At 50.9% G+C, this 12856-nt stretch carries 11 protein-coding genes; all 11 read left to right on the top strand.

All coding sequences use genetic code 11. From position 1 onward, the window contains the following. Nucleotides 1–8: 8 nt before the first annotated feature. The 11 genes from LQ777_RS13160 to LQ777_RS13110 all read left to right on the top strand — a co-directional run bounded on the left by LQ777_RS13160 (nt 9) and on the right by LQ777_RS13110 (nt 12750). Nucleotides 9–1292, top strand: a complete 1284-nt coding sequence (locus tag LQ777_RS13160; protein WP_232558384.1) for an McrC family protein — start codon at nt 9–11, stop codon at nt 1290–1292. A gap of 53 nt (nt 1293–1345) precedes the next feature. After that, nucleotides 1346–2662, top strand: a complete 1317-nt coding sequence (locus tag LQ777_RS13155) for a GntT/GntP/DsdX family permease (RefSeq protein ID WP_232558383.1) — start codon at nt 1346–1348, stop codon at nt 2660–2662. 112 nt (nt 2663–2774) lie between these two features. After that, nucleotides 2775–3440, top strand: coding sequence for an SGNH/GDSL hydrolase family protein (locus tag LQ777_RS13150; protein WP_232558382.1), 666 nt, complete (start codon nt 2775–2777; stop codon nt 3438–3440). A gap of 82 nt (nt 3441–3522) precedes the next feature. After that, nucleotides 3523–4785: a peptidase T gene (pepT, locus tag LQ777_RS13145; protein ID WP_232558381.1), complete on the top strand. Its 1263-nt coding sequence runs from the start codon at nt 3523–3525 to the stop codon at nt 4783–4785. 75 nt (nt 4786–4860) lie between these two features. Then, nucleotides 4861–5823, top strand: coding sequence for an MBL fold metallo-hydrolase (locus tag LQ777_RS13140; protein ID WP_232558380.1), 963 nt, complete (start codon nt 4861–4863; stop codon nt 5821–5823). Between the two features lie 178 nt (nt 5824–6001). Next, nucleotides 6002–6640: a ribonuclease H1 domain-containing protein gene (locus tag LQ777_RS13135; protein ID WP_232558379.1), complete on the top strand. Its 639-nt coding sequence runs from the start codon at nt 6002–6004 to the stop codon at nt 6638–6640. 88 nt (nt 6641–6728) lie between these two features. After that, nucleotides 6729–7469 carry a tRNA1(Val) (adenine(37)-N6)-methyltransferase gene (locus LQ777_RS13130; protein WP_425276950.1) on the top strand — a complete coding sequence of 247 codons (741 nt, stop codon included), beginning with the start codon at nt 6729–6731 and terminating at the stop codon, nt 7467–7469. A gap of 82 nt (nt 7470–7551) precedes the next feature. After that, entirely contained in the window at nt 7552–8544 is a 993-nt protein-coding gene (locus tag LQ777_RS13125; RefSeq protein WP_232558378.1) for a glycosyltransferase family 2 protein, read from the top strand. 254 nt (nt 8545–8798) lie between these two features. Beyond that, entirely contained in the window at nt 8799–9446 is a 648-nt protein-coding gene (locus tag LQ777_RS13120; RefSeq protein WP_232558377.1) for an inorganic pyrophosphatase, read from the top strand. A gap of 224 nt (nt 9447–9670) precedes the next feature. Further along, complete coding sequence (gene sppA, locus LQ777_RS13115) at nt 9671–11443, top strand: signal peptide peptidase SppA (protein WP_232558376.1); 1773 nt, start codon at nt 9671–9673, stop codon at nt 11441–11443. Nucleotides 11444–11544: 101 nt separating this feature from the next. Beyond that, nucleotides 11545–12750, top strand: a complete 1206-nt coding sequence (locus LQ777_RS13110) for a helix-turn-helix domain-containing protein (protein WP_232558375.1) — start codon at nt 11545–11547, stop codon at nt 12748–12750. Nucleotides 12751–12856 lie beyond the last annotated feature (106 nt).

Below are 12856 nucleotides of genomic sequence, written 5' to 3'. Positions count from 1 at the left end.
CACTAGTTATGCCTTCGATCCTTTCCGTTGCTGAAAATGGCCTAATCGGCAAGGAAACCGACCGTGCCATTCGCCCCGGCCCATCGGCCGATGTGTCTGTAACGGACGCCGTTTTTGAAGCACTCCGGCAACTAGCCGTCGATGCGGAAGGGGTCGATGGCTTATTGACTTTTTTCGTACAAAAGGGTCGCGAATACGTTCGGGTTCGGAAATACGTTGGGTTGGTGACCTTGCCAGACGGAACCCAGCTAGAAATCTTACCCAAAATCGGGCGAGGTGCTACCAGCCGTTCGATGCTGCTTTCGATGTTGCGACACCTGCAACACGGCCCGTTTCGTACGCTCTCGTCGGCGCATACCAATGCTACGCACCTGCCGCTGTGGGAGGTGTTTGTCACCGCTTTTCTGGACGCATTGGAATCGCTGGTGCAGCAGGGTCTTCAGCGGTCTTACGTTTCGGTAGAAAGCAATGAGCGGTTTTGGAAAGGACGGTTTCAATCCACCCGTCAGCAACGCGAAAACGCGCAACATGCCGAACGGCTAGCGGTGGTGTATGACGTGCTAACCGCCGATGTAGCGCCCAATCGAATCCTGAAAACGACGTTGCATTATTTGCAGCAGCGGAACCACAGCGCTCCGGTTCAGCAACGCATTCGGCAACTGGATGGGGCGTTGGACGGAATTTCGGCTTGTGGGTCCGTACAGGACGATTTGAAACTGGTAAAACGGTCGAATCGGCTGTTTGCCCGCTATGAACTGGCGTTGCGCTGGGCGGAAGCCTTGCTGGGTCGGCGGGCGTATGGCGTCAAAGTGGGGCTGACTGCCGATTTGTCGCTTCTGTTTCCAATGGAGCGTGTTTTCGAGGATTACGTCTCGCACGGTATCCGCCGGTACTGGCCCGAGGCCGACAAGGTGACGGTGCAAGAATCGCTGGCACATTTGGTTGACGAACACGCTGGCATGCCCAAGTTTAAGTTACGCCCCGATATTGTTATTGAGCACAGCGACCGCAAGTTTGTGCTGGACATGAAATGGAAAGAAGTGACGGGCACCGACCATTCGGGAAGCTACGGAATCGATCATGCTGACTTATACCAGCTCTTTGCGTACGGCAAAAAATACGAAGCCAGCGATCTCTTTCTGGTGTATCCGGCCAACGAAACGTTTCAGCAGCCATTACCCGTTTTTGGCTACGATTCGACTACCCGACTGCACGTTGTACCCTTCGATGTTCTGAATCCGCTGGTCAATGAAGTAGAAAAATTAGCCGATTACGCTTTATCGTTTCAATGATATGTTTCCTTTGCAGTCGGAAACACGTCACCAACCCGAAGCCGTAACGTCTCATGCCCCTCTTTTTAACGCTGATTGGAATACTTACCCTTGTCTTTTTAGTTGCATTTGTTCGTTTAGATACCTTTATTTCCTTTGTTCTTGTTTCGCTCGGTATCGGCCTGGCTTCGGGCATGTCCGTGCAGGAAGTCGGCAAATCCATTCAAACCGGCATTGGCGGTACGCTGGGTGATCTGGTATTGATCATTGGATTCGGGGCCATGCTGGGCCGCATCGTGGCCGAGAGCGGGGCCGCCCGACGAATCACCAACGTACTCATCAAGCTGTTCGGCATCAAAAACATTCGGTGGGGGCTGGCCCTGGCAGGTTTTGTCGTCGGGATTCCGCTTTTCTATAATGCCGGTTTTATCATCGTCGTTCCGTTGATTTTTACTATAGCTGCATCGTCGCGGCTGCCCTTGCTGTCCATCGCGGTACCCATGCTATCGGCTCTTTCAGTAGCGCATGGTTATCTGCCTCCGCACCCGTCGCCCTCGGCGGTGGCTGGACAACTTAACGCCAATATTGGGCAGACGCTTCTGTACGGGTTGATCGTGGCCATCCCCGCCATTGTAATCGCCGGTCCGATCTTCGGGAAAACGCTGGTCAACATGAAAGTGACGCCGGATAAAGATCTATTCGATATTCGCGAAGTACCCGACGAGAATTTACCCGGTACAGGCATCAGCTTTTTTGTCGCGTTATTACCGGTGTTACTGCTAACCACGTTTGGTCCGCTGAAAACAGTTTTCCCTGACTCGTCGCCCCTGAAAACAATCGTTACGTTGATGGCCGAACCGTATATCGGGATGCTAATATCCGTTTTAACGGCTGTGTATACACTGAGTATCCGTCGGGGCCAGACCATGAAAGCTGTAACGAAAGATCTGGAAGAAGCCGTTAAAGCCATTGCGCCGATCCTACTGGTTATTGCCGGGGCGGGTGCGTTGAAGCAGATTTTTACCGATAGCGGCACAAGCAAATACATCGGTACCATGCTGGCTGACGTGGCCATTCCACCGCTGGTACTGGCTTGGGGGATTGCTGCCTTCATTCGGGTGTGTGTGGGTTCGGCAACGGTAGCGGGCCTAACTACGTCGGGTATTATCTGGCCGTTGATCCAGAATCAGCCGATCAAACCAGAATTGATGGTGCTGGCAATCGGGTCGGGAAGCCTGATGTTTTCGCACATCAACGACGGGGGATTCTGGTTGTTCAAGGAATATTTTAACCTGAGTATCACGCAGACCATCCGAACCTGGTCGCTGATGGAAACCATCGTGTCGGTCGTTGGCTTGCTGGGCGTATTAGCACTTAATCTGGTCGTATAAGTAGTGTTTTTCTGTTTTGACCGTGGTGTCGGGTTTTCGAACCGCATGGGCGGCCCCGCTGACACCACAGAAAACTACAGCGATCAATCCATTTACAATTTCGTTTATTCGTATGACTACTTTTTTTCGCGTAATCGCCCTTTTTTGCGTTGGCGCCTTGCTGGCTATGACAACCGCCAACCCTACCCGTGTTGTGTTTTTCGGTGATTCGATTACCCAGGCGGGGGTTAATCCGGGCGGCTACATTGATCGCCTGAAATCGTTGCTGCCCGCCAATCAGTATGAATTAATCGGTGCAGGTATTGGTGGTAACAAGATTTACGATCTATACCTGCGGATGGATGACGATGTACTGGCCAAGAAACCCGATGTTGTCGTGGTGTGGGTTGGCGTCAACGACGTATGGCACAAAGCTTCGTCGGGTACCGGAACCGATGCCGACAAGTTTGTGCGGTTTTACGAAGCCGTCGTCAAGAAGTTACAGGCGGCCAATGCGCGCGTTGTGCTATGTACACCCGCTGCTATCGGCGAAAAGACGGACATGTCGAACCAGCAGGATGGCGATCTGAACCAGTACAGCCAGCTAATCCGTGATATTGCTAAAAAGAACAATCTGCCGCTGGTCGATTTGCGCAAAGCATTCCTAGACTACAACCTCAAGCACAACCCTGACAACAAAGAGAAAGGCATCCTGACGACCGACCGCGTTCACCTCAACGACGCCGGTAATCAGTTTGTAGCCGAACAGATGCAGAAAGTCCTGGCTACGCTCAAATAAATCGTATTCCATAAGCCCGTTCTGAATACCCATCAGCTTACTAGCGCGGTTGTGGTAGGAACGGGCTTTTTTACTCAACCATATGCTAACCAATCGCTTCGCCAATTATTCCTACACCGCTGTTGATCGCTTTCTTCGCTACGTTCAGATCGATACCCAGTCTGATCCGCAGTCAACGACGAACCCCAGCACCGAAAAACAAAAAGACCTCAGCCGTGTACTCGTGCAGGAGTTGCACGACATGGGCCTTTCCGACGTAGAACTCGATGCGTGGGGATACGTTTACGCCACCATACCCGCCACGACCGATAAAGCAAACGTACCAACCCTTTGCCTATGCTCGCACGTCGATACGTCGCCCGATGTAACGGGCGCGGGCGTGAAACCGATTATTCATACCCACTGGAACGGTTCCGATATTGTATTGCCCGATGACGCTACGCAGATGATTCGGGTGCATGAGCATCCTGATTTACAGCATCAGATTGGCAACGATATCATTACGGCCAGCGGAACCACCTTGCTCGGGGCAGACAACAAAGCGGGTGTCGCCGAAATCATGGACGCTGCCCATTTTTTGCTGACTCACCCAGACGTAAAACACGGACGAATTCGGTTGCTGTTTACGCCGGACGAAGAAGTCGGTCGGGGTACCGAGAAAGTCGATATGCAAAAGCTGGACGCCAATTTCGGCTATACCATCGACGGCGAAGCCCTGGGGACACTTGAAGACGAAACGTTCTCGGCGGATGCCGTCACCATCACCGTTCAGGGCGTTAGTACGCACCCCGGTTTTGCGAAGGGCAAGCTCGAAAACGCCCTAAAAATTGCCGCTGATCTGCTGGCTTCGCTGCCCAAAGAGCACCTGTCCCCCGAAACAACCGAGGATAAGGAAGGCTTTGTGCATCCGACGCGTTTTGAAGGTAATCAGGATCAGGCCGTGCTGGAATTCATCATTCGCGATTTTACCGAAGTGGGCTTGCAGGAGAAAGAAACGTACCTGCAAAACAAACTAAACGATGTGCTGAAAAGCTATCCAGGCTCGTCGGCGCAACTGCTCGTAAAAGAACAGTACCGCAACATGAAAAAAGTACTGGATCAGCATCCCGATGTGGTTGAGAACGCGCTCGAAGCCATCCGTCGGGCCGGCTTATCGGCTGAACGGCGGAGTATCCGGGGGGGGACCGACGGCTCGCGGTTGTCCTTCATGGGCTTGCCCTGCCCCAATATATTCGCTGGTGAACACGCATTCCACTCCCGGCTGGAGTGGGTGTCGGTGCAGGATATGCACAAAGCCGTTGAGGTGATTGTTAATCTGGTTCAGGTTTGGGAAGAGCGTAGCTAGTAAGTCCATTGCGTTTGTTCCCGTAAACAATCTACAAAAGGAGTAGGTTATTTTACCGGAACAAACGCAACGTATATGGAAAGCCAAACTGAATTCGATGCGCCAGTTGATGCTGGTACAAAGTCACCTTATGACGTTACGCACGACGTCGCAGGGCTCAAGACATTATTCGTCAACGTCTTTTTTATTGGTGAGCCAGGAGAAGGCAATCCCTGGGTGCTGGTCGATGCGGGACTTCCCGGTTACACGGGCCAGATCAAAAAGAAAGCGGAACAACTCTTCGGCGCTGGAACAAAACCCAATGCGATTATACTGACCCACGGCCATTCAGATCATACGGGATCGCTAAAATCGTTGCTGAAAGAGTGGGACGTGCCGGTCTACGCGCACATGCTGGAACTGCCTTACCTGCAAGGTAAATCGAGCTATCCACCACCCGATCCGGCTATCGGCGGGGGAGCAATGTCCTATATGTCGTGGGTGTTCCCAATCGGGCCAATGGATTTCGGGGATAAGATTAAGCCCTTTCCCGAAAATGGCATCATTCCTGAATTGCCGGACTGGCGGGCAATCCATACACCGGGTCATGCACCGGGGCACGTTTCTTTTTTCCGGGACAAGGACCGTACGCTCATCGCTGGTGATGCTTTTGTCACAACCAATCAGAACTCAGGCATTGCCGTAGCTACCCAGCGGGAAGAGTTTCACGGCCCACCCGCTTATTTCACCTACGACTGGGAAGCTGCTCAGAATTCAGTAAAAAAATTAAACAACCTCAATCCATCAGCTGCCGGAACGGGACATGGCGTATCCGTGCGGGGTCTTGATCTCGAATTAGGGCTGAACAAACTCGCGCACAACTTTGACGAGATGTCCATTCCGTCGAAAGGGCGTTACGTCAAACAACCCGCCGTCACCGATGAGCATGGTATTGTCGATATGCCTACGCCCGTTTCGTTTCACGTAGCGCGGGTAATCGGTATAAGTGCCGTCGTCGGTCTGGCTTTGTATCTGTTCTGGCCTGATAACGACGAGTAGAAGAGGTGAATAGATAATCCATGTAAAAAAGGTTTGGTCCTGCGGGATTAAACCTTTTTTACGTAAAAGCTAAACCCTTGTCTAAAGCCACTTTAGCCAACTAGCCCAGCGGATTCCCGACGACCGGCGAAGGCAATAAACCGGATTGTCGCTACTTTTGCGGAAAAGATTAGTCGTTATGGCTCAGAAAAAGCCAAAATTTTATGTGGTCTGGCGTGGGCGCGAAACGGGTGTTTACGATTCGTGGGACGCCTGTCAGAAACAAACGGCGGGTTTCGACGGTGCGCTCTACAAATCGTTTGACAGCAAACCCGCTGCGCTGAAAGCCTATAAGGATAAACCCCACCAGCACATCGGTCAGGGAAAAAAGCCGGAAACTACCAGTGCGAAGATACCGGGTTTGGTTGGCTCGCCCATTGAGGACAGTCTGGTTGTCGATGCCGCCTGGAACACGGCGACCGGCGATATGGAGTACCAGGGAATCTACCTGGCTACCAAGCAAAAGCTGTTTCTGAAAGGACCGTATGCCGATGGAACCAACAACATCGGTGAGTTTTTAGCAATCGTTCACGCGCTCGCGCTGCTGCATCAGAAAGGCAGTAATATCCCAATTTATTCGGACTCCCGAACGGCTATTAGTTGGGTAAAAAACAAGAAAGCCAATACCAAGCTTGAAGAAACGTCTCGGAACGAAGAACTGTTCGATTTGCTTGACCGGGCCGAAACTTGGCTTAAAACGCATCGGTACGCCAACCCAATTCTGAAGTGGGAAACAACCGTATGGGGCGAAAACCCCGCCGATTTTGGCCGGAAATAACGTAAACCAGACGGTCTACAACCAGACGAAACGCCACTGAGAATTGCTGCCAAAGCGGAAGCTCCCGTAAATCGTATCAATCAAAAAAATCCCGGTTCAGATCGTGTTTTCGTTCAAGCAGTTCACTATTCAGCAGGATCGTACGGCCATGAAAGTCTGCACTGATGCGTGCGTGCTGGGTGCGTATGCCGACGTAACGGGTTCCGAACCGGCGGGTTCCGAACCGGTGAATCGTATTCTCGACATTGGTACCGGGACGGGCTTGCTGGCGCTCATGGCTGCGCAACGAAATGCTACGGCTCTGGTCGATGCGGTAGAAATGGACGAGGCCGCTTTCGGACAGGCGCAGGAGAACGTGGCTGCCAGTCCCTTTGCCCAACGAATCAGTCTATTTCGGGAACGCATCCAGGATTTTAGCGTTGGCGATGGGCAATACGACCGCATCTTAACCAATCCTCCTTTTTATACTAACCATCTGCGCTCACCCGATGCCGCCGTAAACCGGGCGCTGCATACCGACGACTTACCGTTTGAAGAATTGGTCCAAGCGGTTCGGCAGTTGATACGCCCAGAAGGGCAGTTGTGGGTTTTACTGCCGCCTTACGAAAGTGGGCGATTGGCCGATTTAGCGCAGAAAGCAGGATTACAGCCTGTCAGACGGTTAATTCTGAGCCATCACACGCGTAAGCCAGCGTTCCGGTTCGTAACCGGGTATTCGTTCAAAACGGGTACGTGTGTGGAAGAAACGCTGGACATTTATGAGGTGGATGGACGGACTTATACAAGCGCATTCCGGGCACTGTTGCGTGATTTTTACCTGATATTCTGAATACCTTTGTGAACTTCGTGGCAGTTTGAGCATTTTGCGGCAAAATTATGTTCACGAAGAAAGAACAAACGGTTCGAATTAAATGACTGAATTGCTTCAATTAACCGTTCTGATTCCGCTTTTCAACGAAGATGAGTCGTTGCCCGAATTGCACGACTGGATTGTGCGGGTCGTAACGGAACAACAGTATACCTACGAAATCCTGTTCGTTGACGACGGCAGCACGGACGACTCCTGGACGGTCGTTGAACGGCTGGCGGGTGTCAATCCGAACGTTCGGGGAATTCGCTTTAACCGGAACTACGGCAAGACGGCGGCTTTGCAAACCGGCTTTCAGGCCGCACGCGGGCAAGTTGTGATTACAATGGACGCCGACTTGCAGGACAGTCCCGACGAGATCCCGGAACTGTACCGAATGATCGTGGCGGATAAATACGATCTGGTTTCGGGCTGGAAACAGAAACGCTACGATCCGATCACCAAAACGTTACCGACAAAGCTATTTAATTCCGTTTCGCGCTGGATTTCGGGCGTACAACTGCATGATTTCAATTGCGGCCTGAAGGCGTACAAACAGAAAGTAGTCAAATCAATTGCGCCAACGTTGTACGGCGATATGCACCGCAACTTGCCGATTGTCGCTAACTGGAACGGGTTCAGCCGGATCGGGGAGAAGGTTGTGCAGCACCGCGCCCGGAAATACGGTTCGACCAAGTTTGGCCTCGAGCGTTTCGTCAATGGCTTTCTGGATGTGCTGGTCATTGCGTTCGTTCATCGGTTCAGCAAACGACCCATGCACTTCTTCGGTACATTCGGCACCCTCTCATTTTTTGTGGGAACGGTGCTGGCCGTGTGGCTGATCGTCGAAAAGCTGATCAACATTGCGCAGGGCGCTAAATTTCGAAACGCGACCGATAATCCCCTGTTTTACTTCGGGTTGGTCGCTATCATTCTCGGTGTCCAGTTATTCCTGGCCGGTTTTCTCGGCGAAATGCTTGTGCGGCAATCGCTGAACCGTACGGGCGAGCACCAGGTAGCCGAGCGGATCGGGTTTACGGATCGAGTATCGGTTTAAAAATAGTTTTGTTGTTTACTATTGGTTGATTATTATCGAATAATAGTAACTTTGGAAGAGTAAATACGTATAGTGTATCCGTTTAAAAGGAAAAATTTAGGGTATAACATTCCTTTTGTATTTTTGGCTGATGCTGATTATTCCGTCCGATTCTTTTGTCAGGCCCAGATGTATTTGACTGACGAAATTGGACGGAATGTTTATTTCGGGGCGTTAACAAACATTGATTATTCCAGTTTTTTATTTAAAATAGTATGCAAGCATTTCTTGAGCCGACACAACTCGATCCTATGGCAAAAACTCCTTCTAAAGCTCACCCCTGGCATGGTATCTCGCCAGGTGATAAAGCTCCTGAAATTATAACCGCATTTATTGAAATTGTCCCGACTGATACGGTTAAGTATGAAATCGACAAAGAGACGGGTTATTTAAAAATTGATCGGCCCCAACAATACTCGAATATTATTCCAGCACTTTACGGATTTGTTCCCCGCACGTACTGCGGTGACGGAATTGCTCAGTTAGCTTCTGAACGGTCAGGGCGTACCATCGAGTTAGGTGACGGTGACCCACTGGACATCTGCGTACTGACGGAGCGCGAGATCACCCACGGTGACATCTTGCTGCAAGCTATTCCCATCGGTGGTTTCCGGCTGATCGATAAAGGCGAAGCGGATGACAAAATTATTGCCGTTCTGAAAGGCGACTCCATGTACGGTCAGTACAATGATCTGAGTGAATTGCCAATCGCCGTAGTGAAGCGCCTGCAACACTATTTCTTAACGTACAAAACGTTGCCCGATGAGCCGGCTGTTATGGAATTGGCCAGCGTATACGGTCGCGAGGAAGCCCTTGACGTAATCCGTACGTCTATGGAAGATTACGCGAATATGCCCGCTTAGTCAGACAAAGAAGTACACAAACAGATGGGTAGTTGGAAAAGCGGCAATGGCTGGCTTTTTCAGCTACCCATTTTCTTTTCCAAAAAAGCGGACGGCGTGCCCCGTTGATTCAGGAAACCACTTATCCGTCCATTTGCGCATTCAACATTTTTCTAAAAAAACGGCAACTATGCCGTGTAAATTTGTTTACTATGCATATTAACCTAGCTTATAAACATTGATTCATGCGACAGTTTCTTAAATATGTTTTAGCCACAATTGTTGGCTTACTCTTGTTTTCCTTCATCGGCTTTTTGCTGCTGATCGGATTGAGCGCGGCTTTGTCGTCCTCATCAGATCAGAAAGCCGAGGTGAAGGAAAATTCGGTGTTGAAGATCGATTTAGATAAACCCATTGAAGAGCGCAGTTCCGAAAATCCGTTCAACGGGTTTGGACCAATCAGCACGTCTGGTGATGCCATAGGTCTGATTGAACTAAAAAAGGCGCTTAAAGAAGCGAAAGAAGACGATAACATTAAAGGAATCTATCTTCACACCGAAAGTCCGAGCGCTGGCTGGGCTTCTGTCGAAGAGGTTCGCAATGCACTGATCGACTTTAAGCAATCGAAAAAATTCGTGTACGCCTATGCCGAAACGATGAACGAAAAAGGCTATTACATCGCTTCGATTGCCGATAAAATTTACCTGAATCCCGCTGGTGATCTGGAATGGAACGGTCTGGACGCTGAACTGTCTTTTTACAAAGGAACGCTCGACAAGCTGGGTATCAAACCCGAAATTTTCCGGGTCGGCGAGTTTAAAAGCGCCGTTGAGCCCTTCATCCGTGAGGACATGAGTGAGCCCAACAAGCGTCAGGTGACTTCCTTCATTAATTCGATCAACGACCATATGCTCGTTCGGGTGGCACAAAGCCGGGGGCTACGAGTAGACTCGCTGAAACGCTATGCCGATAAGCTTACCATCCAGAAACCAGCCGATGCACTCCGCACAAAACTTGTAACGAATGTTGGGTATCAGGACGAACTGGAAAGCGTAATCCGGAAGCAACTGGGCGTCGAAGAGAAAAAGAAAATCAATTACGTGTCGCTGGGCAAGTACCAAAGCTCCGAATCGACAGATTCAAAATCCGAGGGGTCAGGCAGCAACCGCATCGCTGTTATCGTGGCCTCTGGCGATATTCACACGGGTAAAGGCGAAGAAAACAGCATCGGTTCCGAAACCATCGTAGAAGAGATCCGGAAAGCGCGCATGGACGATAAAGTAAAGGCAATCGTGCTACGCGTGAACTCGGGAGGTGGCAGTGCACTGGCGTCGGATGTTATGTACCGTGAAGTGCAGTTGGCCCGCAAAGCAAAACCCGTAATCGGCTCTATGTCAGACTACGCGGCCTCGGGAGGCTATTACATGCTCATGGGATGCGACAAGATTGTGGCGCAGCCTAACACCATCACGGGCTCGATTGGCGTATTCTCGCTGCTGTTCAACACCGAAACGTTCTTTAAAGACAAGCTGGGCGTTACCTACGACCGGGTTAAATCAAACGAAAACGCCGATTTTCCGGCTGTGACGCACGAAATGACTCCGTTCCAGAAGCAGACGCTACAACGGGCGACAGAGCGTATTTACAACGACTTTACGAGCAAAGCGGCTGCCGGACGTAAACTGCCCGTTGACAGTCTCCGGGCTATTGCGGGTGGGCGCGTCTGGACGGGCACACAAGGGAAAGCCATCGGACTGGTTGATCAGTTGGGTGGTTTGGATGACGCCATTAAGCTGGCGGCTCAATCGGCTAAGCTGAAAGAGGGAGACTACCGGCTTAAATACCAACCCCGCAAGAAACCATTCTTCGAGCAGTTGATGAGTTCGTTTGGTGGTGATGAAGAAACCAAGATCCAGGCTCAACTCGGCGAACTGGCTCCTTACGTGAAGTACCTGAAAAAACTAAAGACAATGGAAGGTGTTCAGATGCGGATGCCTTTCGAGATGACAATCCGATAAGTAAGTTAGGTTTGCAACCCGGTTGGCCCATGTAGTCTTACGACTGTGTGGGCCTTTTTTTGCCCCACTTTTTTTACCTTGCATCAAGTAATGCCGTTCCCATGCAGACTCTTCCTATACACCTCGATCTGTTTGCGCTCATTATTTTGCTGGGTGTCGCGCAGGGCGTTTTTCTGGGTGCGTTCTTTTTGACGGGGGAACGGCGTAAGAGCCTGGCAAATCGCTGTCTGGGTTTGTTTACCCTGGCCATATCCGCGATCTGCGGTGAGATATTTCTGAACTACACCAATTATACCTTTCGGGTATTGTGGACCGGCGATCTGGCAGAGCCGTTCAACTTCGTGCTTGGTCCGTTATTTTACTTTTTTGTATTCAGTCGATTGTGGTACCGATTACCCAAGCACTGGCTCTGGCACCTGATTCCGTTTGCCATTTGGCTCGCCAATTCGGTGACGTGGATTTATCAACCTACTGAGTTTAAATACAATTCGTACGTCGATTCGCAGCATCCGGAACTGCCGTATATTCACGCCAAGCCCTACCTGAACGAAGATTTTACCGGGCTTCGACCGTATATCAACGAGATGACTTTGCTGAGTTGCCTTGTCTATGCGGTAGTAGCCTTGTTAACCATCCGGAATGCAAGCCAGCAGCAGGCTAATTGGCATCGGTCTACCGGTCTGACATCCTTGCGTACGCTCAGTTGGCTGTTTGCACTGGTGCCCCTGCTGATCATCCTCATCAAGCCCCAGTTTTACCATGATGTTGGTGACTACCTTCTGGCTACGTACATCGCGATCACGATTTACACGACCAGTTATCTGGTCATGCAGGGATCAGATTTTTTGCACAGCAAACCTGCGTCTGTTTCCGACCCATTGCCTGTAGCGTCCGAACCTGTCGTTGAGCCAAAGAAAAAATACGAAAAGTCGGCCTTATCGGAAGAAGTAGAAGAGGCTGTTCTGGCTCGAATCAGCCGTTTGCTCGAAATGGAACAACCGTATCTGGAAAGTGATTTGTCGCTCCCTAAACTCGCCGACCGGTTGAACACGAGCCCACACCACTTGTCGCAACTGCTGAATGACCGCCTTGGGCAGACCTTTTTCGACTGGCTGGCTACGCATCGGATTGCCGAAGCCCAACGGTTGCTGAATGACCCGGCAACGGCAAATCTGAAGATTGACGAGATCGCGGAACGGGTTGGCTATAATTCCCCGTCGGCGTTCCATACGGCCTTCAAGCGGCTGACCAATCAGACCCCCGCTCAGTACCGCGCTTTGCTGCGTACCAGCACAACCGGATCGTAACAAACCCAACTAAGCGATCTGCTGACATTGACGAAGAACCGAGACGACAGAACTTCGTCCCGGTCGGCAAGAACTTCGTAAGCATCGGGAGATAGGGCATTTAGAG

Source organism: Spirosoma oryzicola (genome assembly GCF_021233055.1).
In the GTDB taxonomy this organism is placed as follows: Bacteria; Bacteroidota; Bacteroidia; order Cytophagales; family Spirosomataceae; genus Spirosoma; species Spirosoma oryzicola.
Note: the sequence above shows the minus strand (reverse complement) of the source record. Positions and strands in the feature narration are given on the sequence as shown.

Excerpts from the sequence above, each read along its gene's own strand:
- sppA (WP_232558376.1), top strand. The coding sequence starts at position 9,671 with ATGCGACAGTTTCTTAAATATGTTTTAGCCACAATTGTTGGCTTACTC.
- LQ777_RS13125 (WP_232558378.1), top strand. The coding sequence starts at position 7,552 with ATGACTGAATTGCTTCAATTAACCGTTCTGATTCCGCTTTTCAACGAA.
- LQ777_RS13120 (WP_232558377.1), top strand. The coding sequence starts at position 8,799 with ATGCAAGCATTTCTTGAGCCGACACAACTCGATCCTATGGCAAAAACT.
- pepT (WP_232558381.1), top strand. The coding sequence starts at position 3,523 with ATGCTAACCAATCGCTTCGCCAATTATTCCTACACCGCTGTTGATCGC.
- LQ777_RS13160 (WP_232558384.1), top strand. The coding sequence starts at position 9 with ATGCCTTCGATCCTTTCCGTTGCTGAAAATGGCCTAATCGGCAAGGAA.
- LQ777_RS13140 (WP_232558380.1), top strand. The coding sequence starts at position 4,861 with ATGGAAAGCCAAACTGAATTCGATGCGCCAGTTGATGCTGGTACAAAG.
- LQ777_RS13110 (WP_232558375.1), top strand. The coding sequence starts at position 11,545 with ATGCAGACTCTTCCTATACACCTCGATCTGTTTGCGCTCATTATTTTG.
- LQ777_RS13135 (WP_232558379.1), top strand. The coding sequence starts at position 6,002 with ATGGCTCAGAAAAAGCCAAAATTTTATGTGGTCTGGCGTGGGCGCGAA.
- LQ777_RS13155 (WP_232558383.1), top strand. The coding sequence starts at position 1,346 with ATGCCCCTCTTTTTAACGCTGATTGGAATACTTACCCTTGTCTTTTTA.
- LQ777_RS13150 (WP_232558382.1), top strand. The coding sequence starts at position 2,775 with ATGACTACTTTTTTTCGCGTAATCGCCCTTTTTTGCGTTGGCGCCTTG.